This window comes from Pseudomonas sp. VMV1, assembly GCF_056790235.1.
In genome coordinates this window covers 392,881-415,107 of sequence record NZ_JBXGSE010000004.1, presented here as the reverse complement: position 1 = coordinate 415,107, position 22,227 = coordinate 392,881, and the positions used below count along the sequence as shown (strand labels likewise).

23 protein-coding genes and 1 pseudogene are annotated in these 22,227 nt (G+C 63.6%); 6 read left to right on the top strand and 18 right to left on the bottom strand.

All coding sequences use genetic code 11. The annotated features are described in order from the left end of the window. Positions 1-330: 330 nt before the first annotated feature. The 10 genes from pdxJ to rpoE form a co-directional block, all read right to left on the bottom strand. Positions 331-1,071: a pyridoxine 5'-phosphate synthase gene (gene pdxJ / locus ACUCV0_RS16210; RefSeq protein ID WP_482213126.1), complete on the bottom strand. Its 741-nt coding sequence runs from the start codon at positions 1,069-1,071 to the stop codon at positions 331-333. A gap of 3 nt (positions 1,072-1,074) precedes the next feature. Continuing rightward, positions 1,075-1,758, bottom strand: a complete 684-nt coding sequence (gene recO / locus ACUCV0_RS16205) for a DNA repair protein RecO (RefSeq protein WP_059313750.1) — start codon at positions 1,756-1,758, stop codon at positions 1,075-1,077. Between the two features lie 2 nt (positions 1,759-1,760). Further along, positions 1,761-2,666, bottom strand: a complete 906-nt coding sequence (era, locus tag ACUCV0_RS16200) for a GTPase Era (protein WP_059313749.1) — start codon at positions 2,664-2,666, stop codon at positions 1,761-1,763. After that, positions 2,659-3,348 carry a ribonuclease III gene (gene rnc / locus ACUCV0_RS16195; RefSeq protein ID WP_007161997.1) on the bottom strand — a complete coding sequence of 230 codons (690 nt, stop codon included), beginning with the start codon at positions 3,346-3,348 and terminating at the stop codon, positions 2,659-2,661. Before rnc ends, era begins: the two co-directional genes overlap by 8 nt. Next, on the bottom strand, positions 3,345-3,740 hold the full coding sequence (locus ACUCV0_RS16190) for a DUF4845 domain-containing protein (RefSeq protein ID WP_482213125.1): 396 nt from the start codon (positions 3,738-3,740) through the stop codon (positions 3,345-3,347). Before ACUCV0_RS16190 ends, rnc begins: the two co-directional genes overlap by 4 nt. After that, positions 3,737-4,591: a signal peptidase I gene (lepB, locus tag ACUCV0_RS16185; RefSeq protein WP_059313747.1), complete on the bottom strand. Its 855-nt coding sequence runs from the start codon at positions 4,589-4,591 to the stop codon at positions 3,737-3,739. Before lepB ends, ACUCV0_RS16190 begins: the two co-directional genes overlap by 4 nt. 5 nt (positions 4,592-4,596) lie before the next feature. Further along, a complete protein-coding gene (lepA, locus tag ACUCV0_RS16180; RefSeq protein WP_482213124.1) occupies positions 4,597-6,396 on the bottom strand; it encodes a translation elongation factor 4 in 1,800 nt (599 codons plus the stop codon). A gap of 148 nt (positions 6,397-6,544) precedes the next feature. Beyond that, positions 6,545-7,969 (bottom strand): DegQ family serine endoprotease, encoded by a 1,425-nt coding sequence (locus ACUCV0_RS16175; RefSeq protein ID WP_323149475.1) that lies wholly within the window; start codon positions 7,967-7,969, stop codon positions 6,545-6,547. A 222-nt stretch (positions 7,970-8,191) separates the two neighbouring features. After that, complete coding sequence (locus tag ACUCV0_RS16170) at positions 8,192-8,719, bottom strand: sigma-E factor negative regulatory protein (RefSeq protein WP_059313745.1); 528 nt, start codon at positions 8,717-8,719, stop codon at positions 8,192-8,194. A gap of 33 nt (positions 8,720-8,752) precedes the next feature. Next, a complete protein-coding gene (rpoE, locus tag ACUCV0_RS16165) occupies positions 8,753-9,334 on the bottom strand; it encodes an RNA polymerase sigma factor RpoE/AlgU (protein WP_026083736.1) in 582 nt (193 codons plus the stop codon). A gap of 330 nt (positions 9,335-9,664) precedes the next feature. On the opposite strand from rpoE, the gene nadB reads away from it, so the two are divergent. Further along, a complete protein-coding gene (gene nadB / locus ACUCV0_RS16160) occupies positions 9,665-11,287 on the top strand; it encodes an L-aspartate oxidase (RefSeq protein ID WP_482213123.1) in 1,623 nt (540 codons plus the stop codon). On the opposite strand, the pseudogene ACUCV0_RS16155 reads toward nadB, so the two are convergent. Continuing rightward, positions 11,244-11,697, bottom strand: a pseudogene (locus ACUCV0_RS16155) (protein YgfX). The gene nadB and the pseudogene ACUCV0_RS16155 sit on opposite strands and share 44 nt — an antisense overlap. Continuing rightward, positions 11,681-11,938 carry an FAD assembly factor SdhE gene (locus ACUCV0_RS16150; protein WP_027603054.1) on the bottom strand — a complete coding sequence of 86 codons (258 nt, stop codon included), beginning with the start codon at positions 11,936-11,938 and terminating at the stop codon, positions 11,681-11,683. The pseudogene ACUCV0_RS16155 and the gene ACUCV0_RS16150 overlap by 17 nt, the downstream one beginning before the upstream one ends. 122 nt (positions 11,939-12,060) lie before the next feature. Here ACUCV0_RS16150 and ygfZ point away from each other — a divergent pair, with 122 nt between their 5' ends. Both ygfZ and ACUCV0_RS16140 read left to right on the top strand, forming a co-directional pair. Next, positions 12,061-12,978 (top strand): CAF17-like 4Fe-4S cluster assembly/insertion protein YgfZ, encoded by a 918-nt coding sequence (ygfZ, locus tag ACUCV0_RS16145; protein ID WP_482213122.1) that lies wholly within the window; start codon positions 12,061-12,063, stop codon positions 12,976-12,978. A gap of 39 nt (positions 12,979-13,017) precedes the next feature. Beyond that, positions 13,018-13,845, top strand: a complete 828-nt coding sequence (locus ACUCV0_RS16140; protein WP_273863052.1) for an HDOD domain-containing protein — start codon at positions 13,018-13,020, stop codon at positions 13,843-13,845. Between the two features lie 2 nt (positions 13,846-13,847). On the opposite strand, the gene ACUCV0_RS16135 is transcribed toward ACUCV0_RS16140, so the two are convergent. Beyond that, positions 13,848-15,251 carry a sensor histidine kinase gene (locus ACUCV0_RS16135; RefSeq protein ID WP_059313740.1) on the bottom strand — a complete coding sequence of 468 codons (1,404 nt, stop codon included), beginning with the start codon at positions 15,249-15,251 and terminating at the stop codon, positions 13,848-13,850. After that, the gene (locus ACUCV0_RS16130) at positions 15,244-15,915 is read right to left on the bottom strand and encodes a response regulator (RefSeq protein ID WP_007161984.1); all 672 of its coding nucleotides are present in this window, start codon (positions 15,913-15,915) and stop codon (positions 15,244-15,246) included. Before ACUCV0_RS16130 ends, ACUCV0_RS16135 begins: the two co-directional genes overlap by 8 nt. Positions 15,916-16,245: 330 nt before the next feature. Here ACUCV0_RS16130 and ACUCV0_RS16125 point away from each other — a divergent pair, with 330 nt between their 5' ends. From ACUCV0_RS16125 to ACUCV0_RS16115, 3 genes are read left to right on the top strand one after another with little or no spacing between them, the layout of a single operon-like run. Continuing rightward, on the top strand, positions 16,246-17,226 hold the full coding sequence (locus tag ACUCV0_RS16125) for a Bug family tripartite tricarboxylate transporter substrate binding protein (RefSeq protein WP_059313738.1): 981 nt from the start codon (positions 16,246-16,248) through the stop codon (positions 17,224-17,226). A gap of 49 nt (positions 17,227-17,275) precedes the next feature. Continuing rightward, on the top strand, positions 17,276-17,734 hold the full coding sequence (locus ACUCV0_RS16120) for a tripartite tricarboxylate transporter TctB family protein (RefSeq protein WP_017640135.1): 459 nt from the start codon (positions 17,276-17,278) through the stop codon (positions 17,732-17,734). Between the two features lies 1 nt (position 17,735). Continuing rightward, on the top strand, positions 17,736-19,244 hold the full coding sequence (locus tag ACUCV0_RS16115; RefSeq protein WP_059313737.1) for a tripartite tricarboxylate transporter permease: 1,509 nt from the start codon (positions 17,736-17,738) through the stop codon (positions 19,242-19,244). A gap of 55 nt (positions 19,245-19,299) precedes the next feature. On the opposite strand, the gene ACUCV0_RS16110 is transcribed toward ACUCV0_RS16115, so the two are convergent. The 4 genes from ACUCV0_RS16110 to ACUCV0_RS16095 all read right to left on the bottom strand — a co-directional run bounded on the left by ACUCV0_RS16110 (position 19,300) and on the right by ACUCV0_RS16095 (position 22,140). After that, complete coding sequence (locus ACUCV0_RS16110; RefSeq protein WP_482213121.1) at positions 19,300-20,082, bottom strand: class I SAM-dependent methyltransferase; 783 nt, start codon at positions 20,080-20,082, stop codon at positions 19,300-19,302. A 31-nt stretch (positions 20,083-20,113) separates the two neighbouring features. After that, positions 20,114-20,815 (bottom strand): extensin-like domain-containing protein, encoded by a 702-nt coding sequence (locus ACUCV0_RS16105; protein WP_323149315.1) that lies wholly within the window; start codon positions 20,813-20,815, stop codon positions 20,114-20,116. 108 nt (positions 20,816-20,923) lie between these two features. Beyond that, on the bottom strand, positions 20,924-21,781 hold the full coding sequence (locus ACUCV0_RS16100; RefSeq protein ID WP_323149314.1) for a DUF72 domain-containing protein: 858 nt from the start codon (positions 21,779-21,781) through the stop codon (positions 20,924-20,926). Next, a complete protein-coding gene (locus ACUCV0_RS16095) occupies positions 21,781-22,140 on the bottom strand; it encodes a hypothetical protein (RefSeq protein WP_482213120.1) in 360 nt (119 codons plus the stop codon). The genes ACUCV0_RS16100 and ACUCV0_RS16095 overlap by 1 nt, the downstream gene beginning before the upstream one ends. Between the last annotated feature and the right edge of the window lie 87 nt (positions 22,141-22,227).

Sequence of the window (22,227 nt, the reverse complement as noted above, 5' to 3'; positions counted from 1 at the left end):
TTGCGACCGTATCGCTAACCGAGGCGCGCATTCTACGCTGTCCTCACATCCTGTCAAGCGTTGATTTGAACTTTTTCGTTTCAACTCAACCACTTGCGCTTGCCTGACCGGTTCAACCAATCTCGGCAGCGGGAGGCGAATCCTACAGCATCCTGAGACGCTGTCAACCCCTCCGCCTCACTCTGTTACCGCCCGAAGGCGTTAACCTAGCGGCGAGGACTCCGTGGACCCCTAGCCCGACTCAGACCTAAGTGCTTGATTTTCAAGCCGCTTCAGCATCTGCGCCGGAAGTGGGGCGCATTATAGGCGACTTCTGGAGGGCGTCAACAGTTATTTTACAGTCGAGTGACAGCGGATCAATTCGGCCATTTCCTTGACCGCCTGCTTGAAGCCGACGAAGACGGCGTGGGCCACGATGGCGTGGCCGATGTTCAGCTCATTGATACCCGGCAGTGCCGCGATGGGCTGGACATTGTGATAGTGCAGACCATGGCCGGCATTGACCACCAGCCCAAGGCCAATGGCGAACTCCACGGCCTTGGCCAGGCGTTGCAGCTCACTGGCCTGCTCTTCCTGGGTCTCAGCCTCGGCATAGCGACCGGTATGGAGTTCGATCACCGGTGCGCCGCAATCCTTGGCCGCCTGAATCTGCTGCAGCTCGGGATCTATAAAGAGGGATACTTCCGACGCGGGCAGCGCGGCGATGGCGTCGCGGATACGCTGGACTTGCCCCAGGACATCCAGACCACCTTCGGTGGTCAGCTCTTCCCGGCGCTCGGGCACCAGGCAGACGTGCGCGGGGCGGATCTCCTGAGCGAATGCCAGCATTTCAGCAGTCAGGGCCACTTCGAGATTCATGCGGGTCTGCAGCACATCACGCAGCAGGCGGACATCCCGCTCTTGAATGTGGCGACGATCCTCGCGCAGGTGCAGGGTGATGCCATCCGCCCCCGCCTCCTCCGCATCCAGTGCCGCCTTGACCGGATCAGGGTAACGCGTACCCCGGGCCTGGCGCAGGGTGGCGACATGATCGATGTTGACGCCCAACAGAACTCGACTGAACTCTTTCATGGTTTATTCACTTGGCTTGGCGAACAATTCGCGACTCATCAGGGGTTTGCTACCCAGGTGCGGCGCCAGGGCCTGACGCATCAAGCGCTTGGCAGCCCGAACGACCGTAGGATCGTCCCACTCGCCACGCTCCAGTGCCAGGATTTCCGCGCCGGCCAGGCAACCGGGGCGAACCTCGTCGACGGGCTCGAAGCCCTGGTCCGGAATGAAGCGATACAGGCGCTGATCTTCGATGATCTGACCATCCAGGGCATGGGACAGCGAGAAGCCATAGCCTAGGAGATCGAGCAGGCGCCATTCAAAGGTACGCAGCAGAGGCTCAACCGGGCGTCCCTGGGCAAGGGCAGCCAGGGTCAGGCCATAGAGCTCGAACAGGGCGGGATAGGGATCTTCGGCGGGCAGTAGCCGAACCAGGAGTTCATTGAGATAGAAACCGCTGAACAGCGCCTGTCCCTGGAGCAGATAGGGTGGCGCCAGGGGAGCCACCTTTTGCAGATTCTTCAGCTCCCCGCGTCCGGTGACCTGGCCTTCGAGCGGAATGAAAGGCCTGGCCAGACTACCGGAGCGAGAGCGGGCTGCGCGCAGCACCGTACGGATCCGTCCGAAGGCGCCGAATACATCCACCAGCGCACTGCTTTCCCGATAGGGGCGCGAATGCAGGACGAACAGCGGCTCGGACGCCTGCATCGCTAGAGGTCGGAATAACCCAGAGAGCGCAGTGCGCGCTCATCATCGGACCAGCCGCCTTTGACTTTGACCCAGAGATTGAGCATGACCTTGGCGTCGAACAGGGTTTCCATGTCGTGACGGGCTTCCTGGCCGATGCGCTTGATGCGTTCACCGGCCTGACCGATGAGGATCTTCTTCTGGCCATCACGCTCGACCAGAATGAGGCCATGAATGTGCAGCACGCCGTTCTCGTACTTGAATTCCTCGATTTCGACGGCGACCTGGTAAGGCAATTCCGCCCCCAGCTGACGCATGATCTTTTCGCGGATCAGCTCGGCTGCCAGGAAGCGGCTGGATCTGTCGGTGATCTGGTCTTCCGGGAAGAAGTGATCGCCTTCCGGCAGGCGTTCGGCCACCAGCTCTTCGAGGGCATCGAGGTTGTGGCCGTGCTGGGCGGAGACCGGAATGAGCGTGGCTTCCGGCAGTTGCTCCTGCAACCACTGCAGGTGCGGCAGCATGTCGGCCTTGTCTTCCAGGCGATCCATCTTGTTGACGGCGAGCAGTACCGGGCACTTCACGAAGCGGACCCGCTCCAGCACCATCTGATCCTCGTCGGTCCAGCGCGTACGGTCGACCACGAAGACCACCACGTCCACATCGCGTAACGCGGTGACGGCCGTCTTGTTCATGAAGCGGTTGAGCGCCTTCTGGTTTTCCTTGTGCAGACCGGGAGTGTCCACATAGATGGTCTGCACCTCACCCTCGGTCTTGATGCCGAGCATGTTGTGCCGGGTCGTCTGCGGCTTGCGCGACGTGATGGCGAGCTTCTGCCCGAGGATATGATTGAGCAGCGTGGACTTGCCGACGTTGGGACGACCAACGATGGCCACATAGCCGCAGCGCGATGCCTTCAGCTCATCATTCATGACCATTCTCCACGCCCAGGGCGATCAAGGCCGCCGAGGCGGCTATCTGTTCGGCGATCCGGCGGCTGGCGCCCTGCCCCGTCGTCTTTTCGTTGAGCATGGCGATCTCGCATTCGACAAAGAAGACCCGGCAGTGCGGTTCGCCTTCGATGGCGACCACTTCGTAGCGCGGCAGGTCACAGGCCCGTGCCTGGAGAAACTCCTGCAGTCGGGTCTTGGGATCCTTGTTGGTATCCACCGGCGTCAGCTCACGCAACTGGGGGCCGAGCCAGGCCATTACCCGGTCCTTGGCGGCATCCATGCCGGCATCCAGATAGATGCCGCCGATCAGGGCTTCCATGGCATCGGCCAGGATGGATTCGCGGCGAAAGCCACCACTTTTCAGCTCACCGGAACCCAGGCGCAGGTAATCGCCCAGTTCGAAGCTGCGGGCGAGCAGCGCCAGGGTCTCGCCTTTCACCAGCTTGGCCCGCAAACGGGACAGCTGGCCTTCACGAGCCTGGGGGAAGTGATCGTAGAGGGCTTCACCGATGATGAAGTTGAGAATGGCGTCGCCGAGGAATTCAAGGCGTTCATTGTTACGACCGGCAAAGCTGCGGTGCGTAAGGGCGAGCAGCATCAGGTCCGGGTCCTTGAAGGTATAACCCAGCCGACGCTCGAGGCGATCTAGAGATAAAGTCACGGGAGATTTATACGGAAATCACGATTGAAACGAACGACCAGATCGATGTTGCGGATCAGGTGTTCACGTTTTTCATAGTCGAGGCGGATCTGCAGATGGTTGCCGTCGGCTTCGACGCGCATGGCCTTTTGCAGATCGAGATCACGGATGTCGTTCACCTGCATACCCTTCCCCACGTAGCTGTAGACGTCGGACACGCTGCGAATCTGGTTATCGGGATTGTCGCCGATGGATTCGATGACCTTGGTCAGAGCATTGTAGTCCAGGTAATGGGGAACGAGCTTCATGGCCGTACTGGCCAGGAAGGCAATGACGCAGAGTGCGAGCAGACCGCCCAGAAACGACAGCCCCTGCTGGCGGGGCGGAAGGCGAGGCACTCTGCACTCAATCATCTGATGATACCTACACGGGACAGGGTGGGCATGCTCTGCAGCTTGGGCTCAGGCCAGCTCAGCCAGACGGCGAACGCCTTGCCGACGATGTTGCGGTCCGGAACCATGCCCAGCAGATCACGGGGAATGTTGGGATCGTCCCAGTAACGGCTGTCATTGGAGTTGTCGCGGTTGTCGCCCATCATGAAGTAGTGCCCCGCCGGCACCTTCCATTCGTGGTCGGGCTCCATGCGGTAGCGGGTCATTTCTTCGCGGATCAGGTGCTCGGTCTTGCCGAGTTGCTCCTTGAACAACTTGACGCTGCCCAGGGACCCCGGCTCGTCGCCCACCAGCTGCTTGCTGACGAGTTGGCCGTTGACGTACAGCTGCTTGTCGCTGGTGTAGCGGATGCTGTCGCCTGGCACGCCGACGACGCGCTTGATGTAGTTGACGCTGGGATCGCTGGGATAGCGGAACACCATGACGTCACCCCGTTGCGGGTCCCCGATCGGAATGACCTTGAGGTCGACCACCGGCAGGCGAATACCATAGGCGAATTTGTTCACCAGGATGAAATCGCCCACTTCCAGGGTCGGCTTCATGGATCCCGAAGGAATCTGGAAGGGCTCGACCAGGAACGACCTCAGGATCAGCACGATGGCCAGTACGGGAAAGAAGGACTTTCCGTACTCGACCAGCGCCGGCTCCTTGTTCAACTGCTCCAGTACTGCAGGATCAGGCTCGCCGACCTGCTGCCCGTAGGTCTGGATCGCCTTGCGCCGACGCGGCGCGAGCACCAGCAGATCGATGAGCGCCAGGGCGCCACAGATGGCGACGGCGAGTACCAGCAACAGAGGGAAGTTCAAAGACATGGGCTTTAGCTATCCACCTTGAGCACGGCCAGGAAGGCCTCCTGAGGAATCTCCACGCTACCGACCTGCTTCATGCGCTTCTTGCCCGCCTTCTGCTTTTCCAGCAGCTTGCGTTTACGGGAGACGTCACCACCGTAGCACTTGGCCAGAACGTTCTTGCGTAGTGCCTTGACGGTGGTACGGGCGACGATCTGACCGCCGATGGCCGCCTGGATCGCCACGTCGAACATCTGCCGCGGGATCAGCTCCTTCATCTTTTCGGTCAGGGCGCGACCCTTGTAGTGCGCCTTGTCGCGATGGACGATCAGGGCCAGGGCATCGACCTTCTCACCGTTGATGAGGACGTCGAGCTTGACCAGGCTGGCGGCTTCGAAGCGATCGAAGCTGTAGTCCAGCGACGCATAGCCGCGGCTCACCGACTTCAGGCGGTCGAAGAAGTCCAGCACCACCTCGTTCATTGGCAGGTCGTAGCTGACCTGCACCTGGCTGCTGAGGAACTGCATGTCGCGCTGGACGCCACGCTTCTCGATGCACAGGGTGATGACGTTGCCCAGGTGCTCCTGAGGTACCAGGATGTTGGCGCGCACGATGGGCTCGCGCATCTCGGCGACGGAGGCGAGGTCAGGCAGCTTGGACGGGTTGTCGACATAGATGGTGCTGCCATCCTTGAGCACCACCTCGAAGACCACGGTCGGCGCGGTGGTGATCAGGTCGAGATCGTATTCACGCTCCAGGCGTTCCTGGATGATCTCCATGTGCAGCATGCCGAGGAAGCCGATGCGGAAGCCGAAGCCAAGGGCCTCGGAGCTTTCCGGCTCGTATTGCAGGGCCGCGTCGTTGAGAGTGAGCTTCTGCAGCGCTTCGCGGAAATCCTCGAAGTCATCGGAGCTGACCGGGAACAGGCCGGCATAGACCTGCGGCTTGACCCGCTGGAAGCCCGGCAACATGGCGACATCCGGCGTAGCGCTCAGGGTCAGGGTGTCACCGACCGGGGCACCGAGGATTTCCTTGATACCGGCGATGATGAAGCCCACTTCGCCCGCTTTCAGATCGGGCATCTCGGTGTGCTTGGGCGAGAAGACGCCGACGCTGTCGACCTGGTGCACCTTGCCGGTGGACTTGACCAGGATCTTGTCGCCCTTCTTGACCCGACCATGCTTGACACGCACGAGCGAGACGACGCCGAGGTAGTTATCGAACCAGGAGTCGATGATCAGTGCCTGCAGCGGCGCGTCGATCTCGCCTTCCGGCGGCGGAATGACCTTGACCAGTTGCTCCAGCACCTCGGGCACGCCCATGCCGCTCTTGGCGCTGCAAGGGACGGCGTCGGTAGCGTCGATGCCGATGATGTGCTCGATCTCGGCCTTGACCTTGTCCGGCTCGGCCTGGGGCAGGTCCATCTTGTTGAGCACCGGCATGACCTCGAGGCCCTGCTCGATGGCGGTGTAGCAGTTGGCAACCGACTGGGCTTCAACGCCCTGCCCCGCGTCCACCACCAGCAGCGCTCCTTCGCAGGCGGCCAGCGAGCGGCTGACTTCGTAGGTGAAGTCGACGTGGCCGGGGGTATCGATGAAGTTGAGCTGGTAGGTCTTGCCGTCTTCGGCCTTGTAATACAGCGTGACGCTGTGGGCCTTGATGGTGATGCCGCGCTCGCGCTCGAGGTCCATGGAATCCAGGACCTGGGCCTCCATTTCTCGGTCGCTCAAACCACCACAGATCTGGATGAACCGATCCGCAAGTGTCGACTTGCCGTGATCGATGTGGGCGATGATGGAGAAATTGCGGATATGGCTCAGATCACTCACGTATCAGCACTCGAATAGCCAGCAGCGGAACATCCGCCGGGAAAATAGCGGGGAAGTTTACCTGAATGCGGCAAACAAGGGAGACTCCGCCGTTCGAGCGGACAAAAAGAAGGGGCAGTCGCCTGCCCCTTCGCTGCTGAGCCGCCGATTACTTGCCGGGCAGCTTGAAGGTAATGAAGCTGGCCCGACCATCACGTACTACGCGCATCGAGATGGAACGCCCGGCCGGCAAGGCGGAGGTGATCTTCTCGAAGGCCTTGGCCGAATCGATGGGCTGGTTGTTCAGGTGAGTGATGACATCGCCCGGGCGCAGGCCAATGGCTGCGGCAGGACCATCGCCGCTGAGCTTGTTGATCACCACGCCACTCTGGAGGTCCATGGTCTTCTTCTGCTCAGGGGTCAGATTGGCCACGGCGATACCCAGGCGATTGCTGGCACGATCGGAGCCGGGCTCGCCACCGGAAGCGGCCTGGTCATCCTTGGGCATGTCGCCCACGGTGACGCTGAGGTTCTGGCGCTTGCCTTCGCGAATGATCTCCATGTCGGCCTTGGCACCCGGTTTGAGATTGCCGATCAGGTGCGGCAGGTCGGCGGATTCTTCGATTTTCTGGCCGTTGACCGAGAGGATGACGTCACCGACCTTGATCCCGCTCTTGGCGGCAGGGCCGTCGTCCAGAATCTGGGCGACTAGGGCGCCGGCAGGGCGATCCAGACCAAAGGACTCGGCGAGATCCTTGTCCACTTCCTGGATGACCACACCCAACCAGCCACGACTGACCTTGCCTTCTGTCTTCAGCTGATTGGCCACGTTCATGGCGACGTCGATCGGAATGGCGAAGGACAGCCCCATGAAGCCACCGGAGCGGGTAAAGATCTGCGAGTTGATCCCGACCACTTCGCCTTTCAGGTTGAACAGCGGGCCACCGGAGTTACCCGGATTGATGGCCACGTCGGTCTGGATGAAGGGCACATAGCTTTCGTTAGGCAGGCTGCGTCCCTTGGCACTGACGATACCGGCAGTCACCGAGTGATCGAAGCCGAAGGGCGAACCGATGGCCAGTACCCACTCGCCAACCTTGAGCTGATCGGAGTTGCCCAACTTGAGGGTGGGCAGGTCCTTGGCATCGATCTTCAGCAGAGCCACGTCGGTCCGGGGATCCGCGCCGATCAGCTTGGCGGTGTGATCGCTGCGATCGGATAGACGCACCAGGATCTCATCGGCATCGGCGACCACATGGTTGTTGGTCAGGATGTAGCCATCGGGCGAGATGATGAAGCCGGAACCCAGCGACTGGGCCTGCTCCTGCTTGCCACGCGGGCTGCGCGGCATCTGCGGGATGCTGCGTTCGAAGAATTCACGAATGCCTGGCGGCAGGCCTTCCAGGTCGGGCATGGTCATGGCGCCAACGCCACGGCCTTCGGGAATCTTTTGGCGGGTGCTGATGTTGACGACGGCGGGAGACGCGGCCTCGACCAGACCAGTGAAATCCGGTAGATCGGCCCGAGCCATGGCCGTCAGTCCCATCAGCCAGAGCCCTAGCAGGGCAGCGGTGTAATGCTTGAAATTGCGCATGCGCATGCAGCTCCACTCTATCCAATGACTTGAACACATCGCTAGCGGACTGCCCTGCCCCGAGGGGAAGCACAGTCAGAGACGACTGGCAGCAGGAATATCACGCCCTTGCTGAACGATAGCTTTCGAAGCATTTTGCTGCCTGAAGGAAAACCTGCAGACGAAAAAAAACGGTGCCCGGAACTGGACGTCCGGACACCGTTTCGAGGTGAAGCCAGCGGATCAACGCTGGGCAGGGGTTTCCTGCTTTTCACCTACAGCAGACTGATCAGCTTTGACCTCAGCATTGGCCTTGGTGCTTTCCTCGCTGAAGCTGGCCAATACGGCCGGGCTACGAGCGGGTTGCGGCACGGTCAGCTGGCTGGGTGCCTGCTGGGCCAGACCCTGGGTGGAAACGTCAGACTGGTTGTATACCTTCACGCCAGCCAGTACGGCAAAGGTCACGGAGGCTGCTACCGCAACCCGACCCAGGCTCGACCAACGACCCTTGCTGACTTGGGCAGCAACGGGAGCTGCCGGAGCCACAACGGCTTCGTCACGCTCCAGCGTGGTGGTGACGCCCTTGGCGATGTCCAGGTTCGGCATCATGGGCTCGCCGCGAATCACGGCACTGACCATGGCGTAGCGCGACCAAGTGGCGCGCAGTTCCGGGTCCTTGCTGACCTCGGCGATGACACGCCGGGTTTCGAATTCGTCCGCTTCGTTATCCATAACAGCGGACAGGGATTCCAGCAGGGCTTCACGACTCATACGTATTACCTCTCTAAAAGCTGTCGCCGCTGTCTATGCATCACGCAGCAAGGGCTGCAATGCTTTGTCTATCGCTTCCCGAGCTCGGAAAATCCGAGACCGGACCGTTCCCACGGGACATTGCATAACATTGGCAATGTCCTCGTAGCTGAGGCCTTCGAACTCACGAAGGGTCAGCGCGGTACGCAGATCTTCCGGGAGCTGCTGGATGGTCCGGTGCACGGTGGCCTCGATCTCATCCCGCAAAAGGGACCGCTCTGGGGACTCGATATCCTTTAGAGCATGGTCGCCTTCATAAAATTCCGCATCTTCGGCGCTGACGTCGCTGTCCGGTGGACGACGACCCCGGGCAACCAGATGATTCTTTGCCGTGTTGATGGCGATACGATAAAGCCATGTGTAGAAAGCACTATCACCGCGGAAGTTCCCGAGCGCGCGATAGGCCTTGATGAAAGCCTCCTGCGCGACGTCTTGAGCTTCCTGGGTATCGTGGACAAAGCGCACGATCAGACCGAGGATCTTGTGCTGATACTTGAGCACCAGCAGGTCGAAGGCACGCTTGTCACCGCGCTGCACGCGCTCGACAAGTTGTTGATCCTGCTCCTGCGTGGGCAGGGCTTGCTTGCTGTCCTTGGCTTGCAGCTCGGTATCGTCCTTGCTTTCACTATCGACGCGCGCTGCTAGACTGGGCTGTTGCACGTAAGTTCTCCCCTCCACAGCAGTTGATGAGCGAGCGCTGGATGGCTGCTGATCGCTCCTGGGTGTCACTGATTTAGCTTTGGCAGATGTCCCATTCTCGTTCAGGCACTCCGGCCATACGGATGGGCAATTATCTGTACATAGACCGCACACGAAGCCTGCGAGTTCCCTGACCGTACCTGCGCGATGGCTATGCCGTCAGCCACCTTGTTCCTATACTCGCCGTCTCGCTGAGAAGGAATCGTCATGGCGCGTCATCTGGAGTTCGATGTTCTGGTAATCGGCAGTGGCGCGGCAGGCCTCACGCTCGCGCTCAACCTGCCGGCAACGCTGTCGATCGCGGTGCTGAGCAAAGGTGAGCTGGCCCAGGGGTCGACCTACTGGGCGCAAGGTGGCGTCGCCGCCGTGCTGGACGAGGGCGACACTGTCGAGGCGCACGTTCAGGATACCCTAGTTGCAGGCGCCGGGCTCTGCAACGAAGCCGCCGTGCGTTTCACCGTGGAGCACAGTCGCGAGGCCATGCAGTGGCTGATCGACCAGGGAGTGCCTTTCACGCGCGAACCGGATGCTGCCAAGGGTGGCCTGGGCTTTCACCTCACCCGTGAAGGCGGCCACAGCCACAGGCGGATCATCCATGCCGCCGATGCCACCGGCATGGCGATCTTCGACACCCTGCTGCGTACCGCCGAAGGTCGCCCCAACATCCAGCTGCTGAGCCAGCGTGTGGCGGTGGATCTGATCACCACCGAAAAGCTTGGCCGTCCGGGCGCGCGCTGCCTGGGCGCCTATGTGCTGGACCGGACCAGTGGTCAGGTGGATACCCTGCACGCACGCTTCACCGTGTTGGCCACGGGCGGGGCCAGCAAGGCCTACCTATATAGCACCAACCTGGACAGCGCCAGTGGCGATGGCATCGCCATGGCCTGGCGCGCCGGCTGCTCGGTGGCCAACCTGGAATTCAACCAGTTCCATCCGACCTGCCTCTACCACCCTCATGCGCGGAGTTTTCTGATCACCGAAGCCCTGCGCGGTGAAGGCGCCGTTCTGCGCCTGCCGGAGGGTGAGCGCTTCATGCCACGCTTCGACGCGCGCGCCGATCTGGCACCCCGGGACGTAGTGGCCCGCGCCATCGACCATGAGATGAAGCGCCTGGGCATCGACTGCGTGTTCCTCGATATCAGCCACAAGCCGGCGGACTTCGTGCAGGAGCACTTCCCCACGGTCTATCGTCGCTGTCTCGAACTGGGCATCGACATCACCCGCGATCCGATACCCGTGGTGCCTGCCGCGCACTACACCTGCGGTGGCGTCCGCGTCGACGAGCATGGCCGCTCGGATCTCGCCGGCCTCTATGCCATCGGCGAAACCAGCTGCACCGGCCTACATGGCGCCAATCGCATGGCCAGCAATTCGCTGCTGGAATGCTTCGTCTATGCCCGCTCGGCAGCCCTGGATATCCAGGCGCAGGAGGCGCGGATTCCGATGCCGCACGACCTGCCCGACTGGGATGCCAGCCAGGTGACGGATTCCGACGAGGACGTGGTGATCGCCCACAACTGGGATGAACTGCGGCGCTTCATGTGGGACTACGTCGGCATCGTGCGCACCACCAAGCGGCTGGTGCGCGCCCGCCATCGCATCCGGCTGCTGATGGACGAGATCGACGAGTTCTACAGCAACTACAGGGTGAGCCGTGACCTGATCGAATTGCGCAACCTGGCGCAGGTGGCGGAGCTGATCATCGAGAGCGCCCTCGCCCGCCAGGAGAGCCGTGGCCTGCACTTCACCCTGGATTATCCGCAGACCGACGGCTGCGCCCGGGACACTATCCTGGTGCCGCGAACCGGCGTGGCGCGAAGCGAAGCCTGACGCGCAGGCGGCGGTGAGCGTCCGCCGACAGGCTGTCGCGGGCAATGCAGAGACTGCGAGGGAATCTTTCGCCAGGCAGGCGATAGCGCAGGACCACCAGCAGCGGCAACGCCAGGCTGTCCGGACGCAATTGGACGTCCTGCCAGCCGCTGGCGGGCGACCAGAGCTGCCAACCTTCCGTGCCATGGCGCAGGCGTCGGGGCACCGCGGGATGACGCTGCTGGAGCTGGCGATAGCGCACGCGGTGCCAGGACCAGAGCACCAGCAGCGTCAGGAGAGGCTTGAGCGTCCAGGGGATGGCGGCGAGCCAGAGACAGCCCCCCCGCGGCGAAGGCGGCCAGGGTGTGCAGCCGCTGGAGCGCCGGGGAGGCGCTCCAGCGGCATTCGAAGGGCTCAAGCCGGCTGGACACGGTCCAGGATCATGCGCACGATGATCTGCAGGTCGGCGTCTTCCGGTTCGCCGCGCTGCATGAACCAGTGGAACATGTCCTGATCCTCGCACTCGAGCAGCTTGCGATAACGGGCCTGGTCTTCCGCGCCCAAGGAGGAATAGACCTCCTTGACGAAGGGCACCAGCAATACATCCAGTTCCAGCATGCCGCGACGGCTGTGCCAGTACAATCTGTTGAGTTCGGTAGCTTCGGTACTCATGGGGACTCCTGCGACAATCGGCGCAGTATAAGCCCGAAGCGCCCCGCCGCGCAGTGCGCCTGACATTCACACCGGGCGCGCCTATGATGAGCGGCTTCACTCGACACGGAGCTGCTGCCGCAATGGCCGACTCGCCGTATTTCTGCCGCTTGACCCACGAAGGCGTCCTGGCCATCCGCGGGGTCGACGCGACCAAGTTTCTCCAGGGGCAGGTGACCTGCAACCTCAACTATCTCGCTGACGACCTGGCCGGCCTGGGGGGTCGCTGCACGCCCAAGGGGCGGCTGGTGTCCAGCTTCCGCATCGTCAAGCAGGCCGATGGCTATCTGCTGGCGATGGCACAGGAGCTGGTCGAGCCCTTGCTGACCGACCTGAAGAAGTACGCGGTCTTTTCCAAGTCGACGCTCACCGACGAAAGCGCCCAGTGGCAACGCCTGGGTCTCTCCGCCACCGGCTTTACCAGAGCCTATCCCGCTGTGGCGCTGGGCGCGCAGGCCAATGCCGTGGCGCCGCTAGACGGCGGCTTCGCCCTGCGCCTGGAGGATGGCCGGGTCGAGCTCTGGCTCACCGCGGAGACGAGCGCGCTCGAGCTGCCTGAGGTCGGACTCGACACCTGGCTGTTGGCGCAGGTACGCGCCGGCGTCGGCCAGGTGTTTGGCGCGACCCGCGAGCTGTTCGTCCCGCAGATGATCAACCTGCAGGCATTGGACGGCGTGAGCTTTCGCAAGGGCTGCTACACCGGCCAGGAAATCGTCGCTCGCATGCAGTACCTGGGCAAGCTCAAGCGACGGCTCTACCGCCTGGCCGGCAGCGAGCAGCCCCCTGCCGTGGGTACCGAGCTGTTCTCGCCGGTCCACGGCAGTAGCGTGGGCGAGGTGGTGCTCGCCGCGTCGAGCAGCGAAGGCTGCGAGTTCCTGGCCGTGCTTCAGGGCGATGCGGCCGAGGATGGCCGCGTCTCGGTCGGCAGCTCGGACGGGCCAAACTGCCGTTTACTCGATTTGCCCTACTCACTCGATAGCGATCGTGAAATAAAGCGCTGAAGGTTGGGATCGCCTTTCCGCTCCTCACACAGGTATGTCATGACTCCTCTTGCTGAAAAAGTTGTTCAGGATCTTCTCCACGCGATAGACACCGATCGCGTGGTGTTGCCCACGCTTCCCGAGGTGGCATTGAAGGTCAGAGAAGCGGCCGAAGACCCCAATGTGGGTGTCGCCGAGCTGAGCCGGGTGATCGCCATGGACGCCGCCCTGACCGCGCGCCTGATCAAGGTGGTCAACAGCCCGCTCTTGCGGACCAGCAAGGAGATCACCGACCTGCAGATGGCAGTGGGACGGTTGGGTATCAACTACACGGCGAATCTGGCCACGGGCCTGGCCATGCAGCAGATGTTCCAGGCCACCAGCGATGCCGTGGATCGCAAGATGCGCGAGGTCTGGAGCCAGGGCACCGAGATCGCCGCCATCAGCCATGCACTGTGCAAGAAGTACACGCGCCTGATGGCCGACCGCGCCCTGCTCGCCGGCCTGGTGCACCAGATCGGCGTGCTGCCGATCCTGACCTATGCCGAAGAGCAGGAAGACCTGCTGGCCAACGCCATCACCCTCGACCAGGTGACGGCACGCATTCATTCGCAGATTGGCGAACGCATCCTCAAGGTCTGGGATTTCCCCGCGGACATCGCCTGCGTACCCCGCGAGTACCTGGCACTAGAGCGTCAGCCCGCGACGGCCGACTACGCCGACATCGTGCAGATCGCCACTCAGTTGCACGCCCAGCGCCAGGGTCAGGAAGGTTCGATCCAGACGCTGCCTGCCGCCATCCGCCTGGGGCTGAACAATCAGCCCGACCCAGCCAAGGATCCAGCCTTTTGGGACGCAGTGGAACAGTCGCGCACCCTGCTCGGCTGACCCTAGACGTCCTCGGCGGGAAATTCGATCCGCACCCTTAGCCCGCCGAGCGCGCCGTCCAGCAACTGGATGCGTGCCCGGTGCGCGGCGCAGATCTCTCCGACGATGGCGAGGCCCAGACCGGCGCCACCGGATTGCATATCCAGGCGCTGAAAGCGCTCGAAGACCTTTACCCGGGCATTGGCCGGAATGCCGGGACCATCGTCCTCGACCTCCAGAACCGCCGGTGCCAGTACCCGCACCACGATATTGCCGCCTGGCTCGCTGTGGGCCAGGGCGTTTTCCACCAGGTTGCAGAGCAACTCGTTGAGCAGCGTGGGCTCGCCGATCACCCACGCCTTGGCAAAGGGCTCGAAGGCCAGGGCGACGCCCTTGGCATGGGCCAGCGGTGCCAACGCCATGGCCAATTCCCGCGCCAGCTCACCGAGTTCCAGCCGCTCGGCACCGCCCTCGGCGATGGCTTGGGCCCCGCTCTCGATCCGTGCCAGCGACAGCAACTGGTTGGCCAGACGCGCCAGGCGGTCGGTGCTAGTGCGGGTCTCTTCCAGGGTGGCGTACCAGGCGTGGGGTTCCCGCTCGCGCAGGCCAAGCTCGACCCGGGCCTTGATCGCCGCCAACGGGGTGCGCAGTTCATGGGCGGCGTTTGCGATGAAATCGGCCTGGCGCTCGAACAGTCGGCGCAGGCGCAGGGTAAAGCCTTCCAGGGCATGCACCAGGGGCAATAGCTCCTGGGGTGCCCGCACCTCGGGCAGCGGGCGCAGATCGTCCACCCCCCGCTCTTCCACGGCTTGGCGCAGGCGTTCCAGGGGACGCAGCGCGGCACCCACTGCCATCCATACCAGCAGGATGGCACCCAGCCCCATCAGGCCCAGGCGGATCAGGGTATCGGTGAGCAGGCTGCGTGCCACCTCCTCACGAGCTTCGGCAGTCTCGGCGACGCGAATCTCGGCCATGCCGGTGAGATCCGGCTGGCTGACCGGCTGGGCCAGACTGACCACCCGTACATCCTTGCCGCGATAGGTGCTGTTGTAGAAGCGGGCCAGGGCCGGATAGTCCCGGGTTAGGGGGGTATCCGGCGGCGGCGGCGGAATTTCCTCGTAGCCGGAGATCAGCCGGCCGCGGGTGTCCAGTACCTGATAGAAGATGCGTCCGACGTTGTCGTAGGCGAAGTTGTCCAGGGCGATGTAGGGTACATCGGCGCGCAGGATGCCGTTGCTGGCCGACAATCCGGCGGCAATGGTGCGGGCCGACGCCAGCAGCGTCCGGTCATAGGCGACGTCAGCCAGGCGCCGGCCATTGAGATAGGCCGCCAGGCTGCTGATCGCCAGGATCACCGCCAGCAGCACCACCAGTCGCAGCAGCAGCCGGCCACGCAGACTGCCCGCTGCCTTTACCACGTCAGCCATGCTGCTCTTCCAGCAGATAGCCCAGACCACGGAAGGTAACGATGCGCACGGCGCCGGCCTCCAGCTTCTTGCGCAGCCGGTGCACATAGATCTCGATGGCTTCGGGACTGGCTTCTTCGTCCAGGCCGAAGACCTGGGCGGCCAGCTGCTCCTTGCTCATGACCCGTCCGGGACGAGCGATGAGCGCGGCCAGCACCGCATGCTCGCGGGACGTGAGCGACAGCGCCTCCTCGCCCAGAGTGAAGCGCGAGGTGTTGAGGTCATAGATCAGCGGGCCGCAGCGCTGCTGGCGATCGCCACCCAGCACGCTGCGGCGCAGCAGGGCCTTGACCCGGGCTTCCAGCTCGGTGAGTTCGAAGGGCTTGGCCAAGTAGTCGTCGGCGCCGAGATTGAGTCCCTGCACCCGATCCTTGACCTCGCCGCGGGCGGTCAACATCAGCACCGGCAGGCGATCGCCACGCTCGCGCAGACGCGCCAGGACCTCGAAGCCGTCCATGCGCGGCAAGCCGACATCAAGGATGGCCAGGGCATAGCTTTCGCTCTGCAGGGCCAGGTCGGCGGCCACACCATCGTTGAGCAGATCGACGTTGAGCCCGGCATTCTTGAGGGCCTGGGCGACGCTTTCGGCCAGTGGCGGATGATCTTCGACCAGTAGGATGCGCACGCTGACAGCTCCCGCTCAAAAGATTCAAGTTTACCGGATAGCGGCCGGTTGGCCTGCTGCCAGAGCCGCACTATCGCAGCCTTTCATACCTGAAAGGCTGTTGAAAGCTTGGCGGTCTAGAGTGAAAGGTAGCGGTCCCAGAACCGCATGATGCTTGCCCAAGCGCCACCCCTGGTTGGCCAACAACAATAACAAGCGGAACGACATCCATGCTCGCCCTCGCGCAGCTCCACGTGCTTACCCTTCTCTTCTGTGAACGATCGCCGCCCTGGCGAGCCTGAGCCGTGTCCGCCTGTCAGCTTCTGAAATAACAACAAAAGGAAGACGTCGATGAGCACCACCTTGCGCAACCTCACCCTGACCCTGGCCGCTTCCGTGCTGCTATCCGCCCAGGCCATGGCCGAACCCAAGCGTCCCGAATGCATCGCCCCGGCCTCCCCGGGTGGTGGCTTCGACCTGACCTGCAAGCTGGCCCAGAGTGGCCTGGTGGAAGCCAAGCTGCTGGACAAGCCCATGCGCGTGACCTACATGCCCGGCGGGGTGGGCGCGGTGGCCTACAACACCGTGGTGGCTCAGCGTCCAGCCGATGGCGACACCATCGTCGCCTTCTCCAGCGGCTCGCTGCTGAACCTGGCCCAGGGCAAGTTCGGTCGTTTCGACGAGAAGGCCGTGCGTTGGCTGGCGGCGGTGGGGGCCAGCTATGGCGCCATCGCGGTCAAGGCCGACTCGCCCTACAAGACCCTGGGCGACCTGGTCGAGGCGCTGAAAAAGGATCCGAGCAAGGTGGTGATCGGTTCCGGCGGCACCGTGGGCAGCCAGGACTGGATGCAGACGGCGCTGATCGCCAAGGCCGCCGGCATCAATCCCAAGGACCTGCGCTATGTAGCTCTGGAAGGCGGCGGCGAGATCGCCACCGCGCTGCTGGGTGGTCACATTCAGGTCGGCAGCACCGACATCTCAGACTCCATGCCCCATGTCGAGGCCGGCAACATGCGCCTCCTGGCGGTCTTCGCCGAGCAGCGCTTCGACGAACCGGCGATGAAGGACATCCCCACCGCACGCGAGCAGGGCTACGACATCGTCTGGCCGGTGGTCCGCGGCTTCTATGTCGGCCCGAAGGTCACCGACGAGCAGTACAACTGGTGGAAAGCCAGCTTCGACAAGCTGCTGGCGTCCGACGACTTCGCCAAGCTGCGTGATCAGCGCGAGCTCTTCCCCTTTGCCATGACCGGTTCCGAACTGGACGCCTATGTGCAGAAGGAAGTCGCGCGCTACCGCGGCATGGCCAAGGAATTCGGCCTGATCCAGTAACAGAGCCCCCGCCCCTGGCGCCCCTCCGGGCGCCTTCGAGGATGTCGACATGATCTTCCAACGCGCCTTCATGGCGGTCTGGCTGGTGGCCGGACTCGTCATGCTGTTCATCGCCCGGGATTACCAGGCGCCCTTCTCCTACGAGCCGGTCGGTCCGCGGGCCTATCCGATGCTGATGTTCGGGCTGATGAGCCTGGGCCTCGCCTATCTGATCATCCGCCCCACGCCGATCGGCGATGGCGAAGACCAGAAGCCGCTGGACGCCTCGTCGCTGCGCAAGGTGGTGGCCTGCTGCGTCATCCTGCTGGGCTACGCCCTGACCTTCCAGCCGCTGGGCTTCCCCTTGAGCGCCTTCCTTACCGCCACCCTGTGCGGCCTGCTCTATGGCGGCCGCCTGATGCCCTGTGCCCTGGTCAGCCTGCTGCTCTCGGTAAGTCTCTATGTGCTGTTCGACCGGGTGATGGAAGTCCCCCTACCCCTTGGCGTGCTGGAATTCCTGGAAGGCTGACATGGAAACCTTGAATTTTCTGATGCAGGGCTTTGGCGTCGCCATGACGCCGACCAACCTGATCGTGGCGCTGATCGGCACCCTGATCGGCACCGTGGTGGGTCTGCTGCCGGGTCTCGGGCCGATCAACGGCATCGCCCTGCTGATCCCGGTGGCCTTCGCCCTGGGCCTGCCGCCGGAGACGTCGCTGATCCTGCTGGCGGCGGTCTATCTGGGCTGCGAATACGGCGGCCGGATCTCTTCGATCCTGCTGAACATCCCCGGCGAAGCCGCGACCATGATGACCTGTCTGGACGGCTATCCGCTGGCACGGCAAGGCATGGCGGGCGTGGCCCTGTCGCTGTCGGCCTGGAGCTCCTTCATCGGTGCCTTCATCGCCACCTGTGGCATGGTGCTGTTCTCGCCGCTGCTGGCCAAGTGGGCGATCGCCTTCGGTCCGGCGGAATACTTCGCGCTGATGGCGCTGGCCATCCTCAGCCTCTCCGGCATGGCCGCCGAGAAGCCGGTCAAGACGCTGGTCGCCGCACTGTTCGGCCTGGCCATCGCCTCCGTGGGCATCGACGCCAACAGCGGCGTCTATCGTTTCACCTTTGACAACGTGCATCTGGCCGACGGCATCGACTTCGTGATCCTAGTACTGGGCCTATTCTCGGTGAGCGAACTGCTCCTGCTGCTGGAACAGACCCACCACGGTCAGGTGGCGGTCAAGGCTACCGGACGCATGCTGTTCAACGTGCGCGAAGCTCGCAGCGTATTCATGGTCAACCTGCGCAGCTCGGTGAGTGGCTTCATCATCGGCGTGTTGCCGGGCGCCGGCGCGACCTTGGCCAGTGCCCTGGCCTACACCACCGAGAAGCGCATGGCGGGTGCCGACGGCAAGTTCGGCAAGGGTGACCTGCGCGGCCTGGCCGCGCCGGAAACCGCCATCGGCGCGGCGGTGTGCGGCAACATGATTCCCATGCTGACCCTGGGCATCCCCGGCTCGGGCACCACCGCGGTGATGATCGGCGCCCTGACCCTGTACAACATCACTCCCGGCCCGCTGCTGTTCCAGAACGAGCCGAATCTGGTGTGGGGCCTGATCGCCTCGCTGTTCATCGCGAACGTGATGCTGCTGATCCTCAACGTGCCCATGGTGAAGATGTTCACCAAGATCCTCGATGTGCCGAACTGGTCGCTGGCTCCGGCCATCGCCATCATCACCGGCATCGGCGTCTACGCGGTGCACGCCACCACCTTCGACCTGGTGCTGATGGTCTGCGTGGGCATCTTCGGCTACATCATGCGCAAGCTGGACTTCCCGCTCTCACCGTTGCTGCTGGGCTTCATCCTCGGCGAGCTGATGGAGACCAGCCTGAGACGCGCGCTGTCGATCTCCAACGGCGAAGTGGGCATCCTCTGGCAGAGCGGCATCAGCCAGGTCATCTGGATCATCTGCATCCTGATGGTGGCCCTGCCCTTCTACCGTGCCTGGCGCAAGCGTCGCGCGCCCAAGGCCGCGACCGTCTGAGGTCGGCGACACCCGCGCCCGCGGCCGGAGTCCTTCCGCCCGCGGGCTTTTTCATTCAGGAAGATTTGAAGCTCTTCTTCGGATAGATGTCATAGCGGCTGGACTTGCCCTCCAGCACATAGCCCGGTTTCACCCCTTCGATGACCGGTGCCTTGCGCGGGCGCTTGACCACCACCCGGTGGCTGGCGCGGGCCAGGGCCGCGGCGAGCAACGCCGGGGCGTCCAGGTCATCGCCCACCAGCGGGCGGAACAGGCGCATTTCCTTCTTCACCAGAGCGCTCTTGTCGCGATGGGGGAACATGGGATCCAGATAGATCACTTCGGGCGCCTCGCCCTCCCCGCCCTGCAGATAGGCGGTGGAATCGGCCTGTACCAGGGTCATCAGGGCAACGATGCCGGCCGCCTCGGGGTCCCGCACCGCGCGGGCCAGGCCGTCTTCGAGCAGGGCGGCGATGAGCGGCTGCCGCTCCACCAAGGTCACCGGACAGCCCAGCGTCGCCAGCACGAAGGCGTCGCGCCCCAGGCCGGCCGTGGCATCGAGGATCCGCGGGCGCACGCCCGGCCCGACCCCGACCGCCTTCGCGATCATCTGGCCCGCGCCGCCGCCGAACTTGCGTCTATGAGCCGCTGCGCCCTCGACGAAGTCCACCCGCACCGGACCTGGCGCATCCGGGCCGCGCTGGACCAGTTGCAGCCCCTGGGCGCCGAACTGCAAGGCGAAGTCCTCGCTCGTGGCGGTGCCCAGGGGCAAGCCCAGGCGCGCGGCCCAGGCAGCGGCAGCCTCCGTGTAAGCGGGTTCCAAGGCTTCGACGATAAGCGCGGGGCTGGCGGTGGACATGGGCGACTCGATGGCGGGAAGACCGATCATTCTACCGGCAGACGCGGAAGCCACCCATGTCGACATGGAAATGATCGCGGTGCGCCGCGTTGTAGTCAGGTCCCAGGGTGGTGTTGAAGGCGCGGCAGGCGCCATCGCGTACCAGGCGCAGGAAGCGCTGCGCCTTGGGATCGCCCTTCCAGTCCCGCGCCACGCTGATCCGCCGGCCATCGGCCAGGCGCAGGCCGGCGATATCCAGGGCGTTGGCCGTGGCGTGCTGACTGCGCCTCCCGCTGGCCCGGCCATAGATGTTGCGGCAGGCGAAGCTGCCATAGTGCTCCACCTCGGCCACCCGCTGGCCATAGACGGCTTCGGCGGCGGGTTGTAGCGCCTGCCGCTCGAAAAGCGCGAAGCTGACCGCCAGAGGGCAGCTGGCAAGGAAGCTGCCGCTGAGTCTTACGCCTTCGCCGCGCTGGACACGCACCGTCCGCTCCAGGGGACAGTCAGCCGAACCGGGATTACCGCGCAGCTCGCGATAGCTGAGCGCCGAGGTCGCCAGGGACGCCGCGCAATAGTCGGCATCGGCTTGCAGGCGCCATAGCTTGATCCGGGTGACGGGGTTGGTGGATGCCTGGATGTCCAGTGGCGCCCAGGGATTGTAAGCCGGCGGAATACGCAGCCAGCCCTGGTCGAAGGCGGTATGTAGACCGCCATAGAGCAGGATGACGAGACCGAGCAGGTGTCTGGCTTTCATGCGGCGCGCCGGAAAAGGTTCGCGAAGAGCGAGACCTCATCAGACCGGAGCGGCGCGCGGGAATGCCGGAGAAAACGTCGCCAAACGTATCGCCTAAGGCAGCGTCGGCTAGAGCAGACCGAGTTGCTCGGTGTCGGCGGTGCTCAAGGCGGGCAACTCCGGCAGGCCGGGCAATCGTTCGCGCAGTTGGGCATGGAATCTCAGCGCCAGCTCGGGCGCCTGGCGATTGTCCGGGGTATGGAGAAAGACATAGGGCGCCTTGCCCGCCTCGATCCAGTCCGCCACCCGGGTGATCCACTTGGCCAGGTAGTAGTCGTTGGCGACCAGCTCCAGGCGGCCGATGAAGCGTACCTGGGGCTGCTCGCTGAATGCCAGGGCGCGCGCCGGTACTCGCGGCTTCTTGGCCTGGGCCAGGCGTACCGCCGGCTCACTCGGGTCGGCGCTGAACAGGGCGGCGGAATCCAGTCCAACGCGCTCCACGCCCAGCTCCATGAGCAGCCGGTTGAGGGCACGCTCAGTTTCGCCCTTGTCGAAGAAGGCCAGGTGTCGGACTTCGACGGCCAGGGCGCAGCGTGGGGCCATGGCAGAGAGAAAGACCCTCAGTTCATTGAGCCGGTCCGGACCGAAACCGGCCGGCAATTGCAGCCACAGCGGGCGGGCCCGCTCGCCCAGCGGCGCCAGCAAGTCGAGAAAGGTGCGGGCGCTGGAAAGCTGTACCCGCAGATCCTCGGCATGGCTGATGTCCCGGGGAAACTTGGCGCAGAAGCGAAAGCCGCTAGGCATCAGCTCGGCCCAGCGGCGGATGGTGTCCGCCGAGGGCCAGGCATAGAAGGTGGTATTACCTTCCACGGCATTGAACACCTGGGCATAGCGCGGCAGGAAGTCACCTGGACGCAGGCCATGGTAGAGGCTTTCGCGCCAGGCGTTATCGTTCCAGGAAGGACAGCCGAGAAAGTACGGCAGCATCAGGCGTAGAGATCGAGGCCCACGACGCTGGAAGAGCCATCGGGCTCTGCGCCAAAGGCAGCGGTGCTGCCATAGCTGGCCAGGGCCTGCTGGGCGCGACCGGTGAGCTGGCTGGCGAAACGCCCTTCCCGTTCACTGAGCACCAGACCATTGGTATCGCCACGGCTAGTGTCGGTGGCAGCAGCCGCCTCGACCCGGCGCACAGGTACGACATTGGGTTGGGGATTGCCCGCCGCCTCCTTGGCGATGGCATTCTGCCGGGCGTTCTCGTCCCGCGCCACTTCACGTACGGGTGTAACCGCGCGCGAAGAACGATTCAGGGGGTAGGCGGAGGAGGAATAGCCGCTGTCGATGCGCATGGCAGGTCCCGAACGGATGACGCTACTCTAAGTAGGGTCGAAAACTATGACAATCAAGAGCCGGACGTCCGTCACGATGGGCGGACG